This window comes from Micromonospora wenchangensis, assembly GCF_002210435.1.
Classification (GTDB): Bacteria; Actinomycetota; Actinomycetes; order Mycobacteriales; family Micromonosporaceae; genus Micromonospora; species Micromonospora wenchangensis.
Map to the genome: position 1 here is coordinate 112,430 of NZ_MZMV01000011.1, position 21,086 is coordinate 133,515.

Sequence of the window (21,086 nt, forward strand, 5' to 3'; positions counted from 1 at the left end):
GGCTCGGCCCCCGCGGTGGTTGGCGATGGTCAGGACTGGTCGGGGGTGCCCGCGTCGGTGCCGGTCTCGGCGGGTGCCGGGTGGAGGAAGGTGAGCGGGTTGTCGGCGACCAGGAGGATGCGGCCCGCAGCGGCGGCCTTCGTGAGGTTGTTGCGGACGGCCCCGTTGCTGACTGCCCGGTTGAGCTGCGCGGCGAGGGCGGTGGTGATGTCCTGCGGGGTCATCTGGCGGCCGGGGTGGGCGGCGAGGTAGTCGAGGGTCAGGCGTTCCAGTTCGCCGCGGCCGAACGGCTGGTTGCCGTCGGCGTTGACGGTGGTGTCACCGACCCGGGTCGTGGTGCTCGCCGCGCGGAGGGTGGGGCGGGTGGGTAGGACGACGATGTGGGTCTCGCCGTCGGGGGCGACGATGTGCAGGGTGCCGTCCGGGTGGATCAGCGGCTGTACTGCCGTCGTGGCGGTCGGTGCGGTGGCCAGTCCTCGGATGGCCTGGGAGCACAGCGGGCAGCGGGGCGGCTGCGGGTTCGGGTCGACCTCGCTGGCCTTGGTCGGTCCCGGGATCCACCGTGGCGGCAGGCCGGGTAGGCGTCGGGCGGCGTCGGCCTGCTCCATCGCGGTCAGCAGCCGGGTGGCCGTCGGGTGTCCGATGCCGCTTTCGGCGACGATCACGTCCAGGGTCGCGCCGATGTCGCCGTGGTCGGCCAGGACTGCCTTGATGGTCATGACCTTGCGGTCACCTGGGCGGGCAGGCGATACGGCGGCTGCCGGCTGTGCCGTGGCCTGCACGTCGGAGTTCGGCTCGGTGTCGTCGCCGCTGATGTGGGCCCCCTCCTCGTCGGGGACGGCCGGCCCGTTCGCGTCAGTGTCGTCGTCTCGGTCGGGCGGAGTGGTCCCTACCTCGGTGCCGTCGCGGTCGCTGCTGCCGTCGTCGGGGTTGCTCGCGATGTGGTCGGTCGACTCGCCGGTGTCCTCAGCCGGCTGGTCGGTCCGTTCCCCGGTTTCGGTGTCTGCGTTCTGGTTGACGGTGGTGTCGGCCCCGGTGGTGTGCGCGTCGGCGGGTTCGGTGTCCGGCGGCGCGGTGTCACCGGCGGCGGTGGGGAGGGTCCACCGGGTGGGGATGCCGTCGGTGTCGGTGTCCACCGCGATGATCAGGCCGGCGTCGGTCAGGGTCTTGATTGCCTTGTCGGTGGTCGATCGGGCCTTGCCGGCCTTCTCGGCCAATTCGTGGATGTCGCCCTGGCCGAGTTCGGTCAGGGCGTCGAGGACGGCCTGCGTGGCAGGTGTCAGGGACAGGTCGTTCATCAGGGTTTCCCTCCTGGGGTGAGAGCCGTCCGACCCGGTGTCGGACGGCGGTGTGTCGGGGTTGTGGGCAGCGGCGAGCACGGGCCCGCGCTGCCGTGCGGTGGTGCTCGACCCGACGGGTGGCATGGGCTCGTCGGCGACGTCAGTGGCCGGTGCTGGTGCGCAGGATGTAGAGGCGTCCGTTGGTCGGGTCGCGGTAGATACCGGCGTCGGGGTGGGCGAGTCGCAGCGGCTCGACGCTGCCGGACGGTCGCAGCCGGGCGTCGCAGCTACCGACGGTGATGTGGGTGGCGTGGCCGGCGAGGTGCAGCCGGCGGCAGGAGTCGGTATGGGGCAGGACGACCAGGACGGTGTCGCCGGGGTTGACGTAGCGCCGCTGCACCACCCTGCCCTCGTGGGTCTGCGCGTGGACGGTCCGTGTGGTGTCGGCGATGAGGGTGTCGACGCGGTCGCGGGCCTGCCGGTACTCGCGGCCCAGGTCGGTGATGGTCTGCACGACGCCGGTGACCGTGGCGGTGAGATCGGTCAGGTCGTCGGTGTTGATGAGCCGGGTGCGGAGCTGGTCGGCGGCGAGGAGCAGTTCGGTGCGTAGGTGCCGCAGGGTGGCGGCGGCGTCGGGGAGGTGCGCGGCGGCGGGGATCGGGTCGGTGGCGTGCTGGTCGAGGGTGCGGCCGGTCGTGAGGGTGATCCACCGGTTGACCGGGTCGAGGTGCGGCATCAGGTGTCCCGGGGTCAGCTGGTGAGGTGGGCGAGTTCGGTGGGGGTGAGCTGTGCGGGGGTGCGGTTGCGCCACGCGTCGGAGTGGCGCAGCTGCCACCAGCGCAGCAGCGCCCGGCAGGCGGTGGGGAGGTCGTCGCAGTCGGGCAGCGGGTACGCCATCGGGCCGTGGCGGTGGCGGGGGTCGGTGTATGCGGTCGGTGTCCACCCCTGGTCGGTGTCGGTGACCTCCCCGACGATGCGGTTGGCGTACGGGATGTCGAAGGCGGTGGCGGCTTCGGCGTCGGGCATCACCAGCCAGGTGCGGTCGGGGTGGCGGCGCAGCGTGGCGACACCCTGCGCGGGGTCGCCGGGGTGCAGCAGCAGGTGCCGTTCGTTGGTGCCGCTGATCGGCCGGTGGCTGCGCCAGGCGCGGTAGCAGGCGGTGAGCAGGGTGCCGAGGAGGCGGTGGCGTTCACGGGCGGTGAGGACGTCGGTGAGGGTGTGCGGGTAGCCGGTCAGGGGTCCGTCGGCGTGGGAGGTGAGCCGGTGTCGGGTGGTGTCGGCGAGCGCACCGAGCCGGGTGAGGGTCTGGTCGAGGGTGGTGGTGCTGTCGGTGAAGTCGCGGGCGGTGCGGTGTAGGAGGCGGGCGAGGTCGCCGAGTGGGTCGAGGGTGGCGGTGTCGTGTCGCCACAGGTGTTCGGGTAGGACGTCGTTGGTGTCGGCGGCGATACGTCGCAGCGCGGGATCGGTCAGGAACACCGGGGTCTCCTTCACAGACGGGATGGCGAAGGCCGGTCACCGCGTGGGGCGGTGGCCAGCCTTCGGGGGGTGTGTGGGGGTTCAGGCGGTGGCGATGGCGCACAGCCGGGCGTCGGGGCGTAGGGCGCGCAGGTAGGCGCAGGCTTCGTTGAGGAAGCGGAACCGGTCGGCGACGGAGTCGGTGGCGGGGGTGAGGAGGCGGCCGTCGGTGGTGATCAGGGCGTCGCCGATGAGTGCGATGCGCCAGTGCAGGCCGGCGTAGGTCGCTTCCCCTGCCTGGTAGAGGGACAGCTCGTAGGGGTCGAAGGTGTGGGCGAGCATCGCCAGGACGCGGGGTTGCAGCTCGAAGCGGCGGCGGGCCTCGTAGAGGGTGACGGTGCTCGGAGCGATGTGGTGTTGGGCGAGGAAGTCCTCGAAGGGACGGGCCGGTTTGGTGGTGGCGCCGATGTGGGTGTTCCAGGCCCGCCAGCGCAGCGCGGCGTCGTGGGCGGCGCGGGCGGCGGTGCCGGTCAGGTCCAGGCGGCTCTTGCGGCCTCCGGCGGCGAGGGTGACCGCGCCGCACCGTCGGGCGGCGTCGAGCAGCCAGTAGCCGAAGAACCGGGTCAGCCAACCGATCAGCGGGCGGTGGCGGACCCGGTAGCGGCGGATGGGGGTGCCGTTGATGTGGAGCAGGTCGTGGACCTTCTCCGAGGCGGCGAACCAGTCGGCGTTCACGCCGGGGGTGAAGCAGACGGTGATCACGTGGCCGGTGGGGGGAGTGGGGGTGGGCATGACGGAGTGCTCCCTTCGCGACAGGGCAGGGTGAGGTGGTGTGTGGGGTGGGGTCACCGGGGTGCGGCGTCTGCGGCGGAGCACTGCCTTGGGGTGCGGGTGGGGATCACGGGCCGACCGGGAGGGTGGGCTGAGGGTGATCCCGTGGCGCGGGGGCAGGTCCGGGAGGGACAGACGGGCGGCGGTGCGAGCAGAAAGAAGAAGCCGCACCGTAGCGCGGTGACCTGACAGCACCGGCGCTGTCAGGAATCGTGATCATGCGGCTGAGCTGTGCTGCCAGATGGTGTCGGGCCTCTGTCAGGTTTTGTACTCAGCGGCACCCCACGCGAGGGCCGTCTCGTCGCCTCGATGTCGGGCATGATGACGGTATGCGCCTGGGTCGGGCCTCTGTGGCGTTCTTCGTGGCCGGTGCGGCATCTGCGCTCTGGGCCGTGTTCCTGATCAGCGAGGGCTTGGACAAGGCCGACAAGTGGTCCAGTGTCGCGGCCTTCATCGGGACTGTCGTACTCGGCGTTCTCGGCTTGGTGACGGCACGACGATCAGCGAATCCGACGCCGAGCCCGACGTCGTCGCCGGCAGGCGACGGCGGACCATCGCCGTCCAGCGGCGTCCAGACCATCAATGTCCACGGCGGCATCGCACCGATCGTGGGTCCTGGTGGGACTCAGACCAACACGTTCAACACCCCACCGCCGGGCACGTGACCACGCAGTCCCGCCCGCCGCCGGAGACGCACCACCAGACCATCAACGTCTATGGCGGCATCGCACCGATCGCCGCTCCCGGCGCCAAGCAGATCAACATCTTCCGCCACTACAGTCAGGTGGGCGCCTGGGGGCTCGGCGTGCTGTGCCTCGCCGGGTTCCTGACCGCCCCGCTCTATGCGCGGTCGACCCTGCTGTACAGCATCATGGTGGTCAGCGGAGGCATGGCTGCTCTCTTCCTGGTGACCGGGTTCCGCTCGGGACCATCGAAGGCGGCGTACATGGATGAGAGGTCAGGTGCCGCTGATCCCGCCCGACTGCGCGAGTGTGCACGGCAGTTGGCGCTGGTCGTGCGTACCAAGGAACTCGATGGTCGTTCGGTGCTGCTGCACAAGGGGCCTTCCGAACTCCCGGCGGACCTGACCTTCACCCCGATCGAGGCCGACAACGTACTGACTGGTCGACCCGCCCGTAGTGATCTTCCGTCCGGGTCGCTGCGTGAGGTGGCGAACTACTATCGGGCGCTCTCGGCGAAGCGTCTGGTCATTCTCGGTGAGCCGGGCGCGGGCAAGACGGTGCTGGCGACGGAGCTGATTATCCAGCTCCTCGATGCTGGGCTGTCCAACGAGGAGTGGCCAGCCGAACCCAACTCAGTCCCTATCCGGTTCAATCTGGCGAACTGGTCGGATGGTGACCTCTCCGGGTTTCTCGCCCATCAACTCCAGGCGCAGTACCAGGTTCCCCGCGAGGACGCCGAGGAACTTGCTCTCTCCGGTCTGATCCTGCCGGTGCTGGACGGTCTCGACGAGATGGAGCCCGCGCCGGACAGCCCACGGGACCCGCAGTGGGCTGTCGACCGCATCAACGATTTCCGCAGATCGCATCAGGACACCGCCGGGGTGGTGCTGACGTGCCGGGACGCGGTCTACGAGTCCCTCGACCCTCCGGTCATGGAGGCCGTTGTCGTGCGGGTCGGTGCGTTGAGCGTTGATCAGATCACCGAGTTCGTCAGTGAGCGTCTCGACGGCGACCGCGTGGAGCAGCAGCGGTGGCTTCCGGTACTCACGTCGCTGAGGACCGGAGCAGACGGGGCGGCGTACCATCTGCTGCGCACGCCGTGGCGGCTCACCCTCGCGCTGACGGCCGCGGCAGACGCCGACGTGCTGGATCCCACCACGCTTCTCGGTGAGACGGCGGGACGGTTCGAGGCGATGCTGCTGGATGCCTTCCCGTCGGCGATGCTGAACCGCCGTCGGAAAGAGCAGAGGATCATCCGGCCGGGACAGCGCGGCGGCTCCGGATCGAGTTTCACGGTGCCGAACGAGCAGGTACTGCGGCGCTGGTTGCGGGTACTGGCCCGCTACTCGAACTCCACACTGGCCCTACACACGATGTGGGCCATCGCCGGACAGCACCTGGTGCGTCTCGTTCACCTGGTCATCCACCTGGCGTGCGCGCTGGGGTTCCTTATCCCGTGCCTGCTCGCGATCGTCGGCGGTGCAGGGCACGGCGGGTCGGCACTGCGTGCTCTCTGGAGCGGCTCGGTGCGGCTCTCCGAGCAGCAGACGGTCGCCCTGGTCTGGCTGGCTGGCGCCGGCATCGTGCTGATCGTCTGGGCCGGGTGGCTCGCCATCACCCCCACGCCCCGACGGTCGAAAACGAAAACTGCGCAGTACCGCAGCCGCGCGATGCGGCAGATGACCGTCCCCCAGCGCGTCGCCGCAGCCGCGGAGATCAGCCTGGCGATCGGCGCGGCGCTGGGCCTTCTGGCCTGGCTGGTCGGCGGCTGGATCGTCGGTGCCGTCGTGGGGGTCGTGGTTGCGATCCTCTTCGGCCTGGTCATGGACAAGGTCCGGCTGGACCGAGGGCTCTCCGGCGGCAGCGACCTGCGAACCGCCTGGCAGAACGACCTCATCCTCGCGCTGCTCTGCGCCGTGCTCTGCGGCACGGTCTTCCCGATCTTCCTCAGCTATCCGCTGTGGGCCGGTGCTGCCATCGGAGCGATCCTGGGCTTCGCCGGCGCCTTCGTCCTCAGCCTGCAGGCGTGGCTGCGCTACGTCATCGCCATGACGATCATGAAGCTTCGCGGTGACCTGCCGTGGCGGCTCGGCGCATTCCTCGACTGGGCATACCTGGCAGGGCTGATGCGGATCTCCGGGATCGGCTATCAGTTCCGCCACCGCCAGTTGCGTGAGTGGTTCGCCCACGACAGCCTCGACCAGGACGGGCAGGCGCACATCACCGCCGCCCGCTGAGCATGCGCCACGCTCTCGGCGCGTGGTACGGCACCAGCGGCACTGTCGAGAGCGGCGGATCCAGACCGACGGCACCGAAGTGAGGTGCCCGTCACTGGCGGCAGCCCAGGGGAGTGACGGTTGCCAAGAGGTAGCCGTCGGCCCTGTAGGTGGCGGGGTATTCCTGCCGTGCCCACTCGGCGATGGCGGGATCAACGAACTTGGCCCGGTCCGACGGGGCGAACAGGACACCCACGGCACCCTGCGCCCCCGTGATGATGTCGCTGGTGGTGAGGTAGCCACTGCTGATCCGTACCCGTGAGGTGTCGGCCAGCCACGGCGGTGTACGCAGGCCGGCACGGGCGGCGATCTCCTGATCGTCAGTGACCAGGACTGACCCGACGGGCAGGGTGCGCAGGCAGCGCAGCATGGCGCTGGCTTCCAGGCGCGGACTGACCGGCATCGTCAGCACCTGCACGACACAGGTCAGCACGAGTGCCGCTGTCGTCACCAGGTGCATCCTTGGGCGTAGCAGCGTGAAGAAGCCGGCGGCGATGATCGCCGCTCCCGGAGCGACGAACAGCAACAGATGGTGCTCGAAGATCGGCCGGTGCAGACCCGCGAAGACCACTCCGCTGACACCCCACACCAGCAGCGCGAGCACCAGGGGACGCTGCGCCCTGGACAGGCGACGCAGGCAGAGGAACGCCCCGGCTGCGGACAGCAGACCGAACGGCACGATCCATACGGCGAGCATGGTGGTCGCCCCAGCGGGGACCGGCTGTCCTGGAGCATCAGCCGCGCTGAGGTGCAGGGCGACAACCTGGTCCCACACCACCGCTGGCGGCCTGGTCACGATCAGCGTCAGCACGCACACCGCCACCGCCGCGACTGACATCGATGCGAGGGCGGCCAGCCGTCGTCGGCTCATCAGCGTCACGACCAGTAGGGCAGGCAGCACGACCACCGCGATGAGCTTCATGGCCAGGGCCACACCCAGCAGCGTCCCCGAGGCAAGCCACCAGCGCAGCCGTCCCCGGCCTGCGCACACCACCGACCAGGTGACCAGGGCAGCGGTGGGCAGATCAGCACCGAACTGGAAGCAGTATCGCTGCACCGGCGGCAGCAATGCCACCAGAAGCGCCGCAGCCATCCCGGCGTACCGGCCGGCGAGCCCACGGCCCAGGATGCCGGCTCCGGCGGCGAGTAGTACCGCCCAGCCGATCGTGAGGATCCGTGCCGCCAGTTCCCCGCCGTTGAGCGCGAACGGTAGGGCGGACAGCCACGCGTAGAGCGGTGGCTGTGCGAAGAACACCTCCGCGTAGGGCTGGTGTCCGTCGGCCACCGCCAGCGCCGTCTGCCAGTACACCCCGTCGTCGTAGTCGAGTTGCACCATCCGCAGGTGGCTTGCCCGCACCAAGAAGTTCGCCACGACAGCGACACCGGTGGCGGCCAGCGAGCTACGCGCCGCAGCGGAGACATTCACGGGCAGGACTCTAACGACAGCAGCCGCGTAACCGGTTGGAGATGCGCGGTCGATGGATGTCGCCGGCGGAGGGGCCCATCAGGCAGTCAGCGAGCGGTTGCGACGCCGCGAGCAGCGCTGTCAACAGACGAAGGTTCCGTCGTCGTCGAAGTTCGGGTTGTCCGCCACGGGCTGGCCGTGGCTGCTGGGTAGCCCGGCGAGGGGGACCCGGACGGTGGTGCCGGCGGTCAGCCACACCGCTTCGGCGGGGTCGCCGGGATGGGTGGCGGTGGCGACCGGAACGTCGTCGTGCCGGTCGCGCAGAGCCCGGTGCAGATGCTCCTCGCGGCGTTGGCTGCCGAGCCAGAACAGCACCGGGTAGCGGGGGCCGCCGCGGCGGGTCAGCTGCGCGTACCGGTCGAGTTTGGCGATGACCCGGGTGAGGGGTTCGGTGCCGGTGTCGGCTTCCAGGAAGAACCCGACGGTGGTGTCGCCGACGCGCCACAGGCCGTGCCCGTCGGCGGTGATGGTGCGGAACTGGCGGGTGGTCAGTGCCTCGGACCACCACCGGTCCAGGTGGGTCCCCGGATGGTGGTGGGTGTGGGTGGTGAGTCGGACGAAGAACTCGTTGACGGTGAGCAGGTGGGTCAGGTGCGGATTCGCCGACAGCCGGTGCACGGCCTGGCGGGTTGCCCGCAGGGTGGGCTCCGGGCGTCGGTGGGCGGCGGCCTGGAAGCGGTATCCCTGGTGGCCGAGGGTCCAGTGCCAGGGTTGGCTGCCGCCGCCGGCGCGGGCGAACCGGAACCGGTCCAGCAGGCCGAGGTCGGCGAGTTCACCGAGGCGGATCTGGCAGGTGCGGCGGGCTCGGAAGAACAGGCGGTGGATCTGGTCGGTGGTGAGGACCTGGTGGTCGTCGAGGAGGTGCAGCAGGGCCCGGTCGCGGGCGGTGATGTGCGGGTAGAGGGACAGCAGGTTGGGAGAACGTGGTGTGGGCATGAAGGGTCACCCCGTGGAGAGAGAATCCCGTAGGGAGTCTGGATGAGTTGATCGTCCTGTCGTGGGGGCTGATGCCACGGTGTGCGCAGGTCGGGCACCTGACAGGTCCGGTGGTGGGGGCTCGGTTGGGGGCTCGTGTCGTGGACACCCCCAAACGAGCCCCCGATGCCGTACCCGGTCGAGGCCCCGAACGCGCCGGGCCCTCAGACGAGTCAGCGGTCGCGGGAGGTCATCCGTCGCTTCATCGCGGTGCGGGCGAGCTGCTGCATCGGCGGCTCGCCGTCGGTGCGGGTGTGGGCGGTGGCGCAGGCGTGCCGGATCGCGGTCGCCGCACCGACAACCGGCGTCGGCGGGTGGGTGGTGAAGGTGAACGCGGGTAGCTCCCGGTTGCCGACGAGCAGCCGGGCGGCGGCGGTGTAGACGTCGAGGTGGGCGAGGTCGTGCTCGTCGAGTTCGGGTTTCGTGTGGCGGGACAACTCCCGGGCGTCGGCCGGGTCGACGGTGAAGAACAGCTTCGACCGGGCGTTGGCCGACACCGCCGCCGCCACATCCCGGGGTAGCTGGGCGAGATCCTGGTGTGCCAGCACCAGGCCGAGGCGGAAGCCACGTGCTTCGGCGAGCATGTCGCCGATGCTGCCGGGCAACGTCAGGAAGTTCTGGCATTCGTCGATGTAGAGGACGGCGTCGCGGCGGCGGTCCTCGGCGATGCTGGCGCGGGCGATGGCGGCCTGCCACACCCGGGCCACGATCAGCGATCCGAGGATGCGGCTGGTTTCCTCACCGAGAACACCCTTGGGTAGGCGGCACAGCAGCACACCGCCGTTGAGGACCCGACCCATGTCGAACGAGGAGTGGGCGTTGCCGATGACGCTCTTGACGAAGTCCCGCAGCAGGAACGCCCGGAGTCGGGCGAGGACGGGGGCGATGACCTGACCGCGGAACTGGTCGTTGATGCCGTCGTACCAGAGCCAGAACCCGCCGAGGCCGTCCGGGTCGTCCAGGCCGTGGGTGAACCGGCCCCGGAACTGGCGGTCCTGCAACAGCGACGGCACGAGACTCAGCGTGGGTTTCGCATGCCGCATCAGCGTCAGGCACGCCACCCGCATCGTGTCGTCCATGCGTGGCCCCCACTGCCCGGCGAAGATCTTCGCGAAGATCCCGACCAGGTTGTCCACCGCCAGGTGCGGATCACCCTGGTCGTCGAGGGGGTTGAAGCAGCCCGGATTCTCCTGGTCCGGGTCGATGATGACGATCCGGTCGGCGTGGGAGGCGGGTAGCCGGTCGAGGACGTCGGTGACCAGGTCCCCACGCGGGTCGACCACGACCGTTCCCCGGCCGGCCCTGATGTCGGCGAGGATCATGTTCAGCAGCAGCGTGGACTTACCGACGCCGGTCTTGCCGACCACGTGCACATGCTGCCGGGCGTCGGCCACCGCCAACCCGACGCTGTGACCGCCGAGCTGGGAGCGGCCCAGCACCTTCACCCCCCGTCCACCGGAGGGCACCTGCACCGGCGCCGGCACCGCTCTGGCGCGTGCCCGGTCCAGGCCCGGCACCGCGAGGTCCTGCGGCAGCGCGGCGAGGACCGCGAGTTCCGGGACGGTCGCCAGGAACCCGCGGCGTAACCGGCGGCCGGCGAGCGTCGCGACCGGCTGCGGCATCCTCATCCGCCGTAGCCGGTTCGGGCCGGTGTACGCGGCGGCGGCCGTAGCGATCGTGTGCCCGAGGCCGATCAGACGCGCCCGCAGCTGCGCCACGCGGTCGGTGTCGGTGGGGCTGTCGTCGGCGGCGACGGCGAACCGTACGGCGATCTCGACGTGCGGCACCCGCACCGCCTTCTCCACGACCGTCCGGGCGTCGGCCGTGGCCACCGGGTCCCGCTCCGCCACCCGCACCCCCGACGCCGGGTTGCCCGGTCGAGGCGACCCGGGAGTGAACACGTCGAGGAACCACAGCAGCGGGGCGACAGCCATCCCGGCCACCTGCGACACCGCCCGGGCGGCCGGGTCCGGTCGACCGTGGGGGTGGGTGGCGGCGGTCGCCGCCGCGCGGCGGGCGGCGCGGACCCGGCGCGTCGACGCCGGGCGGGCGAGGATCTGCACGCAGGCGTGTTCCCGGTAGCGGACCTCGGCACCGGCGGCGAACAGCGCCCGCAGCGGATCCGTGTCGTGCACGGTCCGCAGCGGCACCCCGTCGCCACGCTGCGGCCAGTACGCCCCACCCACCTCCACGCCGACGTCGGTGGGAATCGGCGCGGCAGTGTCGCTGACGGTCAGGGTGGCGGCGGGCCACGCGGCGCGGACGGCGGCCTCGACCGCCCCCAGCGGCACCGTTGCCGGCACCCACACCCGGATGGTCAGAGACCGGCCGGTCCAGGTGTACTCCCAGCCGACGTGCGGGTAGCCGAACACCCGTCGCCGCCACGCCGGTGGGGTCAGCGCACCGACCATCAGGGTCCAGAACACGGCAGCGGCCTGCGCGGTGACCTCCGGGGGTACGGCGATGGTCAACCAGCGTGCCCCGGCGGTCAACCGGCGATGCCGCCAGGCGAGCACCTGGTCATAGCTGATCACCGCAACGACGATTGCGGTGGCGGCGACGACACCGAGCCACGGCCGGGCAAGGACCCACTGTGCAAGGTCCGCCGGCCACGATGTGGTCGTCATGCGGCCTGCCCGATGCCGGTTGCCGGAACTACCAAGAGTTGATCTCTGTCGATGCTGTTGGTGGCGAATGTAGTCGGTGGCCAGTGCGGCGATCTCACGTTTCTCGTCGGCTGTGCAGCCGGTTGACCGTTGGTCGGGAATCTTGACCTGAATCCTGGCTTCATGACGTCCTGCCAATCTCTTCGATCGTTGGAGGGGTGTGGGGCTGGCTGTCGTGCGTTCGTTGGGTTCGCCGTGTCGGCTCGGATCTGCTGAGGATGAGGGGACTGCGAGCAGGAAATTGGTGGATCAGTACCTGCTCGCGTGTGTGGGGGCGGGGATCTGCGACAGCACCCTCGCCGGTGATCGGTCGACGTTGTTCGAGTTCATCCGCTTCCTGGGGCGGCCGGTGTGGACCGCGAGGCCAGCTGACGCCGACCGCCTGCTCGCTGCGTAGCGCCGTGAGGTCGAGCGGCTTTGACGGTGCAGAAGAAGGCGTGGAGCGTCGAAGAGTTCTTCACCTTCCTGGCCGCCCGACGTCAGGGCGATATCCATGAGCTGACCGGCTGCGTCGTCGACCAGGTCATCGACGAGTTCAACCGGCCGGTCAACGCCGACCATGGGGCGGCGCGAGTGCCGCCGGGCGAGGACGACGTCGAGTTGCTGTTCTCGCAGTGGCGGCAGTGGCTGCCGTCGGCGCGGAAGTTCCTGTCGGCCGCGCGGGACTACCTGGCGGCGTCGTTGTGGCGGCGGATCGGGGTGAGGATGAACGAGACCCGGATGCTGGACCTGCGGGAATGATGCCGCGATCGGGGTGGGTACGGCAGTGTGTACGTCAGGTTCGGCAAGGGCAGCCGTGGGCGGGGCGCGAAGAGACGTGGCCCACGCCGCCAGCGGCTACCTGCGCATGCTCTGCGAACTGTTCGGGCTGTCCACCGCCGGAGCCATGCGCTACATCGAGACCGTCAACAGCCCCGACCGCAGGGCCACGTACCGCATCTGACACGCCTCGATCAGTCCCCGCCCGCGTTCGAACACGAAGCCCCGCAGGTGTCGGCGGTGCACGGGGCAGAGATCACACGAGAATCAGTTCACTACCTGCTGAATACACTGCCTGATGTACTGTTGAGGGTGTGGAGACCGTAACCCCCGGCCAAGCCCTTGCACGCTTCGGCCACGCGTTGTCGGACGCGACCCGGGCCCGACTGCTACTCGCCCTGCGCGACGCGCCTGGCTACCCGGCTGACCTGGCCGATCTGCTTGGGGTGACCCGGCAGAACCTGTCCAACCATCTGGCCTGCCTGCGCGGCTGCGGCCTGGTCGTTGCCGTCCCCGAAGGTCGCCGCTCCCGCTACGAACTCGCCGATACCCGCATCCGCCACGCCCTCGACGACCTACTCGGCCTCGTCCTCGCCGTCGACCCCGCAGTCTGCCCCGATGCCGCTGACAAGGGCTGCTGCTGATGAGCCTTCCGCTGCTGCCCGTCACGCCCGCAAGGCCAAACCCGGCGCGTCGCACCGTCCTGGCCCGCCGAATTCGGCTGTTGGTCGCCGCCACCATCGGCTACAACCTGATCGAGGCCGTCGTCGCCATCAGCGCCGGTGCCGCCGCGGACTCCACCGCACTGATCGGCTTCGGCCTGGACTCGATCATCGAGGTCTCCTCCGCTGCGGCGGTCGCCTGGCAGTTCGCCGGCCACGACCCCGAAGCCCGGGAGAAAACCGCCCTGCGGATCATCGCGATCTCCTTCTTCGCGCTCGCCGCCTACATCTCCGTCGAATCCGCCCGCGCGCTACTCGGCGGCAGCGAGGCAGCGCACTCCACCATCGGCCTCATGCTCGCCGCACTCTCCCTCGCGTTCATGCCCGGCCTGTCCTACGCACAAAGACGGGCCGGCCGCGAGCTCGGCTCCCGCACCGCCGTCGCCGACTCCAAACAGACACTGCTGTGCACCTACCTATCCGCCGTCCTACTCGTCGGCCTCGGACTCAACAGCGTCCTGGGCTGGAACTGGGCCGACCCGATCGCCGCACTGGTCATCGCCGCCGTCGCCCTCAAAGAAGGCCGAGACGCCTGGCGCGGAGAAACCTGCTGCGCCCCGGCACCCACCGGCGAAGCCTCGGCCTGCACCGACCGGTGCTGCACCCCCGCGAACCAGACCACCTGACCACCCGCCGGCAGACCAGAACCCCTGACCTCGACAAAGCCCTCCAGGCACCGAGGAGGGTCAAGGCACCTCGAATGTGTCGACACGCAGGACCAGACAATCCGATGTTCCCTAAACCCTGGGGTCCCCCCTTCGGAACCGGAGCAAAGGACCCCAGAGTTCGGTCGGGATCACCGATCAGATTTCTCCAACTCGAAGCCGGTGACGGCAAGGGTGTGCTCGGCGGCCGATGCGACGCTGCGGAACGGGATGCGGCTGCCGCCGGCGACGAGCAGGCCCTCACCCCGCGACGCGGACAGCAGCAGCCGCGATTCCCCGGTGGTCAGGCCGAACGCTTCGCTGACCGCGTCGATCGACTGGGTGGACTGGCGCATCAGTACCTGGGTGGCGGCGTTGGACACCACGGCGAGTCCGAGGTCGGTGGACAGCACGTCGGCGGCGTCCTGGGTGATGACGGCGAGCCCGGCGGAGCGTTTGCGGGCGGCTTTGGCCATCCGGAACAGGAACCGTCTGCCCTCGCCGTCGCGCATCAGCAGCCATGCCTCGTCGACCACGACGAGGTGCCGCCGGCGGTGGGTGTCGGGTGTCGGGGTGTCGATGCCCGACCAGATTGCATCCAACGCCAGCAGGGTGCCCACGGTGCGCAGTTCGTCGGGCAGGTGCCGTAGCGACCACACGACGAGGTGCCCGCCCGGTGTGGTGGTGGTCGGCCCGTCGAACAGGCTGGCGAAGTTCCCCACCGTCCACGGGGCCAGTCGGGTGGCGAGCTGCCGGGCGGCCGGGTCGCTGTCGGCGGTCAGCGTGTCGGCCAGGTCGCGGAGCAGCGGCGCGGGTCGGGTCCAGGTGGCAGGGTCGCTGGTGATGCCGGCGCGGTGGTAGGTGGCGGTGATGGCCCGGTCGAGGGCGGCGCGTTCGGCCGGTGGTGGTGGCGTGCCGAGGAGGACGGCGATGACGGTGTGCAGGTAGAGGCCGCGGCGGGTCAGGGTGTCGGGGCGGGTGTCGGCGGGCAGGTCGAGGGGGTTGAGGCGGACGCCGGGCCGGCCCAGGGCGATGACGGTGCCGCCGACGTGGTCGGCCAGGGCCGCGTACTCGTCTTCGGGATCGATGACGCTGACGGTCGTGCCCTGGTACAGGTTGCGCAGGACGTCGAGTTTGACGAAATAGCTTTTGCCGGCTCCGGAGCGGGCCAGGACGACGGAGTTGTGGTTGTCCTGCGCCCACCGGTTCCAGATCAGCACCCCGTTGCTGGTGGTGTTCACCCCGTACAGCACCCCGTCGGGTGGGGTGATCACGCCGGGGGCCGGGGCGGCGAGGTCGGCTGAGGCGAGGGGGAACGCGGCGGCGAGGGCGGTGGTGTCCAGGATGCGGCGCATCCGCAGCGGGTCCACCCCGACGGGCAGGGTGGCGATCCAGCCCTGCTGATGGCGGAACGTGGCCGGTTGCAGATCCAGCAGCACCCCCGCGGCGGCGGCCTTCACCCCGGCGGTGACGGTGGCGAGTTCGTCGAGGGTACGGGCGTGGACGGTGACGTAGATACCGACGTCGAACAGCTTCGCAGCGCCGCGGGCGACCCGGTCGGCGAGACCGGCCGCGTCGGCGGCTGCCGCCTCGACCATCGGGTCGTCGAGACGTCCCCGGTCGGCGTCGAGACGGCGGGACGACTCCAGGCGGGCGCGTTGCCGCTTGAGCATCGGCGCGGCCAGCTGCGGTGCCACCGGGTCCAGGTGCACCGCGACGTCGACCCGCCCGGGATACGACAGCAGCGGATCCAACCACGCCGGACCGACCTCGGCGGGGTAGCCGCAGAGCACGTAGGTGGCGGCGTAACCCTCGCCGACCTGCACATATCCCGGGGTGACCGACACGGCGGCGGGGGAGGGCATCAGGTCCCCACCTGCGGCGTTCCTCGTCATGCTCGTGGGTCGTTTCATGGGGTGCTCCGTAGGGTGATCGGGATGCCGGGCACCGCGCGGGGGCCCGGCGGTGGGGCAGCGAACGGGTCCACCGCGCCCGCGAGCGCGGCAGCGACGGCGGGCCCGTCCAGGGCGGTGGCTTCAACACCGAGACCGGACAACGCGCGCACAGCCGTGTCGGCGGTGTGTGCGCCGGTGACGACGGCGAGGACCTGCCGGCGCAGCGGATCCCGCGTGTTGTCCAGGTCGACCAGGAAGTCGGCGTAGTCGGCGGCGGCCGCCCGCAACGACGGATGCGGCAGCCGGGACGCATGGTCGACGGTCGCCTGCGCGTACCCGGTCAGGTCGTGGCGTTGTGCGGCGACCACGATCTGCGCGGGCCCGGTCAGGCCGTTGAGGAACCGACCGAACCCGTCGAGCAGTGCGCTCTGCTCACTGCCGGTGCGTAGGTGGATGTTCGTGGTGCCGCAGGCGATCAGCACCTTGTCGCTGCCCTCGCAGGTGAGGACACCGCTCGGGCTGACTGCCGTGACCGGGGACCGCAGCGGCGCCGGCACCGGCGGTGTGCCGGCAGCCACGGCGACCGCGCTGGCTCGTGCCGCTCCCGGGGTCAGGATGCGCGGGCTGCGGCGCAGCATCACGCCGTGGCGTAGCCACACGTCCAGGGGTAGGTTGTCGCGGCGGCCCAACGCCACCACGGTCGCGGCGGCGAACCCGACGATCCCGGCGACGATCCACACCACCGGCGGCAGCAGCGGACCGTAGGTGCGGTAGGCGGCGAATCCGGCCAGGCCGGTGCCGCCGATGATGCCGAGCTGCCGGAACGTCAACCCGAACGCGATCCGGTCGGGTTCGTTGATGTTCGCCGGAACCACAGCATGCGGGCTGCCGTCATCAGAGTTGTTCATGTGCCTCTCCCAGGCATACGGCCCGACAGGGCGGGCGGGGTGGTGGGTTATCTCGGGCGGCGGACCGGGGCGAGGCGACCCAGGCCACGCGTCATCCCCTGGAGGGTGACGGTGCGCAGGACGAGCCCGACGATGTTCGGGCTGCGGCCGGGCCGGGTGACGAAACGCCCCATCAGGCTGGGGATCTTCACCGTGGTCCAGAGCACGACGATCACGAGCAGCAGGTTGAGGGCGTCGGAGCCGGGCAGGCCGAGCAGCATCGGCAGGTTCGACTCCGGATCGGTCAACAGGTGGATGCCGGTGGAGAACGCGACCGCCTGCAGGGTGGGCGTGGCCAGACAACCCAGGAGACTGCGCCACCACAACTGCGCGGCACCCTGCGTCCAGGGGGTGGCGTAGCAGGCCAACGCCACCGGGGCGATCCCGACCAGGATGACCAGCACCCCGATCCGCACCAGCCAGCTGACCACCAGGGTGAACAGCAACCCGACGATCAGCAGCCCGATCACCACCGTCAGCAGGGCGGCACTCTGGTCGGTCATCGCCGAGACCAGCCGCGCCCGCACGAACGTCACCGCCTCGGTGGTCGGTGCGGACACCCCGACCATCGACACCGTCAGCGCATTCGCGACATCGATGAGGGCCCCCGTCAGCGGGACCGCGAACGCCGACAGGACGAACCCGACCACCAGCCGGGGCAGCAGCTGTTTCACCTGGTAGCGGGTCTCCACCGCGTCACCGACCATCACGGTGACGCCCGCGGCGATGATCGCCAGGACGAAGCAGGCGTTGACGACCAGTGCGCTGCGGGCGGCGATCGACTGGACCTGCGGCAGGACGGTGACGTCCGGCGAGACGAACAACGACGACGTCAAAAACGTCAGCAGAGCGCCGAGAAGATCGACGACCTTCCCGGCGAGCCAACCGACCATGTCGTCCATCAGCCACGTGGCCATGACCGGGGCCTCAGCCGCCGAGGATGCCCTGTAGCACCTGCAGGATCACCGGCGACAACACCGCCAGGGCGTAGCCGACCAGAGCGGACTTGAAGTTGGTCTTGGCCTGTTCGATCTGCGCCGGATCGCCACCGGCGGACATGTAGCGCAGGCCACCGATGACCAGGAACATCGTCGCGACCATCGCGATGATGCCCATGATCCATGCGGTGATGTTCGCGATGACCTGGTTGATGCTGTTCACCGCCAACGGCGGCGACGCAGCGAGGTCGGACAGCACGGAGAACGTGAGGTGCATGGCGGCGCTCCACAACGGGTCTGCGGGGGCCGCCAGGCGGGGACCGAGAGACGAGACCGGTGGTCCGGTGGGGGCGCTCCTCCCTTACCAGTGGTGAAAGGGATAGCGGTGTCAGTACGCCGCGCCGACCGTGCCGAACCGAGTGCCTCGTCCCAGAGGTGGTCCCCACCGGGCGGGCATGCCGTGGATGACATGCACCACCCAGATCTCGGCTGTCAGGCCGATCGAACCCACCGCAGGCCTGTCACGACCTGACCGAACCGATCAACAGGGGTTCCCCGGGCCCGCGCACCGCACACACCGGCGGGTCCTCGACGCCCCTGCGGTGATCTCTCGACTCACCGGCGGTACCGCTTCGCCGCACGCAAATGAGCCCGGTGCGCAGGGGGCGGCAGTGGCCGGGAAGCCCAGTTCAAACGGTGAAGAGGTGGCTGAGCTGGTAGTGGTCCCACCAGGTGCTGCGGTGCAGGCGGACGACTCCGTCGGTGCGGGTCAGCAGCAGGTAGTTGCCGTCCTGGATCAGAGCGGCGTCCTCGGTCCGACCGGCCAGTACCCGGGCCACCGCCGTCAGCATGTTCGGGATTGCCTTGTCGGCCAGGTCGTCGGCGCGCATCGAGAAGGTGACGTTGACGTAGATGGCCGGTTCCCATTCCCAGCGGGCCTCGTCGTCGGCCTCGGCTTCGTAGTAGCCGTGGGTGCCGGGGCGCACGGTGACGGCGCAGCCGCGTTGGTCGTACAGGCGGGCAGCGAACAGGCGCGGGTTCGACGTCGGCTGCGGCGTCTCGTCGCGGGTCGCGGCGGTGACCTCGCCGACGGCAGAATCACCGGCCAGGACCAGCCGGAACTCGACGCCCATCCCCGGCCCCTCTGCGTAGTCTCGCCCGACGATCCGATGAACTTTGCGGGGTTACGTGCGACGCCCAGCGTATGGCCCGCCATGCCGACCACGTCATGCGGTCAGACCGTCACGATCGCGCGGGAACCGGAACCCGGACCCCGCCGGACAGGTCGCCTCGAACGACAGCAGCCGCCACCACCCGTTCCGCTCGCCGCCTACGCATCCGCAGCGCCGCCGCTGTCACACCCCGCTCCACCGCCAACTGCTCGATCAACGCGTCACCGAACCGGGTCGCGCTGATCAACTCGGCTGCCTCCCCGGTGATCAGACCGGCTGCCGCCGCCCGACCGAGCAGCAGGTCCGGATGCCCGTACGGCATCCGCGGCAGCCGCGACCCGCAAGACGGATCCGCCGGCAACTCCTCACCCTCATCGGCCCTGACGACTGAGGCACCCGCCCGCCACGCCGCCCAGCACAGCCGTAGCCACAACCGGGGCGCGGCAAGGTCCGCCGTACGCAGCGCCTGCAGGAAACCCGCCAGGACCTCGGAGTCCACATCGTCGGCATGCCGGGCTGCCCGACCACGACTGATCTTCGCCGCGAGATGCGTCAACGCGGGCAATGCGACACCGATCGCTCCCACCACCCACACCGGACCCAATTCGCGGGCATGCTGCGCCAGTTGCCGCCACAACTCGTCGGTGGTGTCGCTGTCGAAACGCTCGCACCGTAGCAACACCCGCAACTCGGTCAGCGGCAGCAGCACATCCGGTAGGCCCGGCACCGGACGGGCATCGAACACCAACGGTGCGGGCTCACAGGTCAACAACGCGAACGCCGACTCGGCGGTGGTCAGGGCCGTCACGGCACCACGGGAACGGCTGGTCGCAGTCATGCAGATGCCCCTCGACAGATGGTCCCTCGCTGACTGCGGGAACCGAGACCACCGATTGGGTCAGCAGGACCTGACACGAGACCCGGTTTGTCAGACCGCGACAGGACCTGTCAGCCCATGACAGGTTCGCTGCTCGGCACGACACACGGCCAACCGGCGGACGAAGTCCCTGCGCGCCCCGGCCACCTGCCGCTGACTGTCGATGCTCGCCGAGGGGCCCGACGATGCCGACCGTCCGTGGCCGGCGGGTCGTTGCCGGAGTCGACCACGAGTGCTTCTGATCTGGCGCGTCGGTGATGAGGTGGTGTTGTGAGCCTGGCTTGTGGCGGTCAACTGGGCTCGTACCGGTTTTAGGTCGCCCCTGAGCGCCTGGATGTGCGAGCCGTCGACCATCACCCGGGACGTGCCCAGCTGATCGGCGACCGGCAGCACCTCGTGCAGTCGTTGCCACACAACGGCTTCGTTTCGGTCCGGCAACCATCCCTGGGCGGAGTTGCTCATCTCGTTCGCGGTCGGGTGCGGGCCGATGTCGCCCGGGCCGCGGTCGCCGCCACGATCGCGGCGAGGTCGTCGGGGGCGTCGACGGGAACGAGGTGTCCGCTGTGCGGGAGCAGGTGCTCGTCGAGGTGGTCCGCGATCAGCGTGAGCTGCCGCGCCGGGGCGTCCCCCACCGTCGAGGCGCCGACGGCTGTCACCGGCATGGTCAGCCGGCCGTGCTCGGCCCAGGAACGGTTCCACTGCGCGTTCGCGGGCATCGCGCGGTAGTGCTCGAAGGCCGCACGGAGACTGTCCCGTCCTGTGTAGGCGCGGACGAAGTGTCGTGCGAGGTCTTCCGGGACCCCGGCGCGGGACCCGTTGCCGAGGAAGAACCGGAGGTAGCGGTCCTCGTCACCGCTCAGGACGCTCTCGGCGAGACCGGCCGGTGCCTGGTGGAACCCGAACCACCACGGTCCGCTGGCGTTCAGGAAATCCTCCGCGCCGGCGAGTCCGCTGATGACCGCCTCGACGATGGTGAGGCTGAGCACCCGGTCGGGGTGGGCGGCGGCGAGAGCGAACGCGGGCGCGGCGCCGACGTCGAAGCCGACGACATGCGCTGCCCGCACGGCGAACGCGTCGAGGAGGCGGATCTGGTCCATCGCGAGGCTCGCGGCGTCGTAGCCGCCCGTCGTCCGTTGGGTGCCGCCCGTTCCCCGCAGGTCGGGCATGAGCACCTGGTGGCCCGTGGCGACCAGCAGTGGCTCCACCTCCCGCCAGATCTCCTTGGTGTGCGGAAAGCCGTGGAGCAGCATGACGGGGCTTCCCGTACCGGCTCGGCGCACGCTCACGTGGAGATCGTCGAGCTGAATCTTCTCGATCGTCGCCCGGTACCCGTGGGTGGTACAACTCATCACAACTCCTGGTTACCATCGGTTACCTGGGAACGTTAGGAGAGTTTCTGTGAACGGGAAAGAAGGCACATCGGGCAGCCCTGGTCACCCCGAGGTAACCACCGCAGGGCGCGGTGACCTCTTCGACGCCGACTGCCCGACGCGGCTCCTGC

21 protein-coding genes are annotated in these 21,086 nt (G+C 70.1%); 7 read left to right on the forward strand and 14 right to left on the reverse strand.

The window, feature by feature from the left end:
- Nucleotides 1–29: 29 nt before the first annotated feature.
- The 4 genes from B5D80_RS09205 to B5D80_RS09220 form a co-directional block, all read right to left on the reverse strand.
- Nucleotides 30–1,298, reverse strand: a complete 1,269-nt coding sequence (locus tag B5D80_RS09205; RefSeq protein ID WP_088643374.1) for a MarR family winged helix-turn-helix transcriptional regulator — start codon at nt 1,296–1,298, stop codon at nt 30–32.
- Nucleotides 1,299–1,440: 142 nt separating this feature from the next.
- Entirely contained in the window at nt 1,441–2,016 is a 576-nt protein-coding gene (locus B5D80_RS09210; protein WP_088643375.1) for a hypothetical protein, read from the reverse strand.
- A 14-nt stretch (nt 2,017–2,030) separates the two neighbouring features.
- The gene (locus B5D80_RS09215) at nt 2,031–2,756 is read right to left on the reverse strand and encodes a hypothetical protein (protein ID WP_144081617.1); all 726 of its coding nucleotides are present in this window, start codon (nt 2,754–2,756) and stop codon (nt 2,031–2,033) included.
- A gap of 81 nt (nt 2,757–2,837) precedes the next feature.
- Entirely contained in the window at nt 2,838–3,527 is a 690-nt protein-coding gene (locus tag B5D80_RS09220; RefSeq protein ID WP_088643377.1) for a hypothetical protein, read from the reverse strand.
- Nucleotides 3,528–3,916: 389 nt separating this feature from the next.
- Between B5D80_RS09220 and B5D80_RS32855 the strand changes: the two genes are divergently transcribed.
- Together B5D80_RS32855 and B5D80_RS09225 are read left to right on the forward strand one after the other, a co-directional pair.
- Nucleotides 3,917–4,231: a hypothetical protein gene (locus tag B5D80_RS32855; protein ID WP_144081618.1), complete on the forward strand. Its 315-nt coding sequence runs from the start codon at nt 3,917–3,919 to the stop codon at nt 4,229–4,231.
- On the forward strand, nt 4,228–6,486 hold the full coding sequence (locus B5D80_RS09225) for an NACHT domain-containing protein (RefSeq protein WP_088643378.1): 2,259 nt from the start codon (nt 4,228–4,230) through the stop codon (nt 6,484–6,486). The genes B5D80_RS32855 and B5D80_RS09225 overlap by 4 nt, the downstream gene beginning before the upstream one ends.
- A 91-nt stretch (nt 6,487–6,577) precedes the next feature.
- Here B5D80_RS09225 and B5D80_RS09230 read toward each other — a convergent pair whose 3' ends face one another.
- The 3 genes from B5D80_RS09230 to B5D80_RS09240 all read right to left on the reverse strand — a co-directional run bounded on the left by B5D80_RS09230 (nt 6,578) and on the right by B5D80_RS09240 (nt 11,499).
- Nucleotides 6,578–7,951, reverse strand: coding sequence for an ArnT family glycosyltransferase (locus B5D80_RS09230; protein ID WP_144081619.1), 1,374 nt, complete (start codon nt 7,949–7,951; stop codon nt 6,578–6,580).
- 120 nt (nt 7,952–8,071) lie between these two features.
- On the reverse strand, nt 8,072–8,926 hold the full coding sequence (locus B5D80_RS09235; protein WP_088643379.1) for a replication-relaxation family protein: 855 nt from the start codon (nt 8,924–8,926) through the stop codon (nt 8,072–8,074).
- A gap of 212 nt (nt 8,927–9,138) precedes the next feature.
- Entirely contained in the window at nt 9,139–11,499 is a 2,361-nt protein-coding gene (locus B5D80_RS09240) for a type IV secretion system DNA-binding domain-containing protein (RefSeq protein ID WP_245854373.1), read from the reverse strand.
- 376 nt (nt 11,500–11,875) lie between these two features.
- Between B5D80_RS09240 and B5D80_RS34230 the strand changes: the two genes are divergently transcribed.
- From B5D80_RS34230 to B5D80_RS09255, 5 genes are all read left to right on the forward strand, one after another.
- A complete protein-coding gene (locus B5D80_RS34230) occupies nt 11,876–12,028 on the forward strand; it encodes a hypothetical protein (RefSeq protein WP_169733045.1) in 153 nt (50 codons plus the stop codon).
- Between the two features lie 20 nt (nt 12,029–12,048).
- On the forward strand, nt 12,049–12,372 hold the full coding sequence (locus B5D80_RS34235; protein ID WP_245854375.1) for a hypothetical protein: 324 nt from the start codon (nt 12,049–12,051) through the stop codon (nt 12,370–12,372).
- Between the two features lie 76 nt (nt 12,373–12,448).
- A complete protein-coding gene (locus tag B5D80_RS34770) occupies nt 12,449–12,574 on the forward strand; it encodes a hypothetical protein (RefSeq protein WP_281253447.1) in 126 nt (41 codons plus the stop codon).
- Between the two features lie 130 nt (nt 12,575–12,704).
- Complete coding sequence (locus tag B5D80_RS09250) at nt 12,705–13,034, forward strand: ArsR/SmtB family transcription factor (protein ID WP_088643381.1); 330 nt, start codon at nt 12,705–12,707, stop codon at nt 13,032–13,034.
- Nucleotides 13,034–13,738, forward strand: coding sequence for a cation efflux transmembrane domain-containing protein (locus B5D80_RS09255; protein ID WP_088643382.1), 705 nt, complete (start codon nt 13,034–13,036; stop codon nt 13,736–13,738). The genes B5D80_RS09250 and B5D80_RS09255 overlap by 1 nt, the downstream gene beginning before the upstream one ends.
- Nucleotides 13,739–13,908: 170 nt before the next feature.
- Here the strand turns inward: B5D80_RS09255 and B5D80_RS09260 are convergent, their stop codons facing one another.
- From B5D80_RS09260 to B5D80_RS09290, 7 genes are all read right to left on the reverse strand, one after another.
- Nucleotides 13,909–15,669, reverse strand: coding sequence for a VirB4 family type IV secretion system protein (locus tag B5D80_RS09260; RefSeq protein ID WP_245854378.1), 1,761 nt, complete (start codon nt 15,667–15,669; stop codon nt 13,909–13,911).
- The gene (locus tag B5D80_RS09265; RefSeq protein WP_088643384.1) at nt 15,666–16,559 is read right to left on the reverse strand and encodes a PrgI family protein; all 894 of its coding nucleotides are present in this window, start codon (nt 16,557–16,559) and stop codon (nt 15,666–15,668) included. The genes B5D80_RS09260 and B5D80_RS09265 overlap by 4 nt, the downstream gene beginning before the upstream one ends.
- Before the next feature lie 47 nt (nt 16,560–16,606).
- On the reverse strand, nt 16,607–17,515 hold the full coding sequence (locus tag B5D80_RS09270; RefSeq protein ID WP_088643385.1) for a conjugal transfer protein TrbL family protein: 909 nt from the start codon (nt 17,513–17,515) through the stop codon (nt 16,607–16,609).
- Between the two features lie 10 nt (nt 17,516–17,525).
- On the reverse strand, nt 17,526–17,813 hold the full coding sequence (locus B5D80_RS09275; RefSeq protein WP_088643386.1) for a pilin: 288 nt from the start codon (nt 17,811–17,813) through the stop codon (nt 17,526–17,528).
- A 412-nt stretch (nt 17,814–18,225) separates the two neighbouring features.
- Entirely contained in the window at nt 18,226–18,669 is a 444-nt protein-coding gene (locus B5D80_RS09280) for a SitI3 family protein (protein WP_088643387.1), read from the reverse strand.
- Between the two features lie 109 nt (nt 18,670–18,778).
- Nucleotides 18,779–19,516: a hypothetical protein gene (locus B5D80_RS09285; RefSeq protein WP_245854379.1), complete on the reverse strand. Its 738-nt coding sequence runs from the start codon at nt 19,514–19,516 to the stop codon at nt 18,779–18,781.
- Between the two features lie 527 nt (nt 19,517–20,043).
- Entirely contained in the window at nt 20,044–20,934 is an 891-nt protein-coding gene (locus tag B5D80_RS09290; RefSeq protein ID WP_088643389.1) for an alpha/beta fold hydrolase, read from the reverse strand.
- Nucleotides 20,935–21,086: the final 152 nt, after the last annotated feature.

Excerpts from the sequence above, each read along its gene's own strand:
- B5D80_RS09205 (WP_088643374.1), bottom strand. The coding sequence starts at position 1,298 with ATGAACGACCTGTCCCTGACACCTGCCACGCAGGCCGTCCTCGACGCC.
- B5D80_RS09210 (WP_088643375.1), bottom strand. The coding sequence starts at position 2,016 with ATGCCGCACCTCGACCCGGTCAACCGGTGGATCACCCTCACGACCGGC.
- B5D80_RS09220 (WP_088643377.1), bottom strand. The coding sequence starts at position 3,527 with ATGCCCACCCCCACTCCCCCCACCGGCCACGTGATCACCGTCTGCTTC.
- B5D80_RS09235 (WP_088643379.1), bottom strand. The coding sequence starts at position 8,926 with ATGCCCACACCACGTTCTCCCAACCTGCTGTCCCTCTACCCGCACATC.
- B5D80_RS09255 (WP_088643382.1), top strand. The coding sequence starts at position 13,034 with ATGAGCCTTCCGCTGCTGCCCGTCACGCCCGCAAGGCCAAACCCGGCG.
- B5D80_RS09260 (WP_245854378.1), bottom strand. The coding sequence starts at position 15,669 with ATGAAACGACCCACGAGCATGACGAGGAACGCCGCAGGTGGGGACCTG.
- B5D80_RS09265 (WP_088643384.1), bottom strand. The coding sequence starts at position 16,559 with ATGAACAACTCTGATGACGGCAGCCCGCATGCTGTGGTTCCGGCGAAC.
- B5D80_RS09270 (WP_088643385.1), bottom strand. The coding sequence starts at position 17,515 with ATGGCCACGTGGCTGATGGACGACATGGTCGGTTGGCTCGCCGGGAAG.
- B5D80_RS09275 (WP_088643386.1), bottom strand. The coding sequence starts at position 17,813 with ATGCACCTCACGTTCTCCGTGCTGTCCGACCTCGCTGCGTCGCCGCCG.
- B5D80_RS09280 (WP_088643387.1), bottom strand. The coding sequence starts at position 18,669 with ATGGGCGTCGAGTTCCGGCTGGTCCTGGCCGGTGATTCTGCCGTCGGC.
- B5D80_RS09290 (WP_088643389.1), bottom strand. The coding sequence starts at position 20,934 with ATGAGTTGTACCACCCACGGGTACCGGGCGACGATCGAGAAGATTCAG.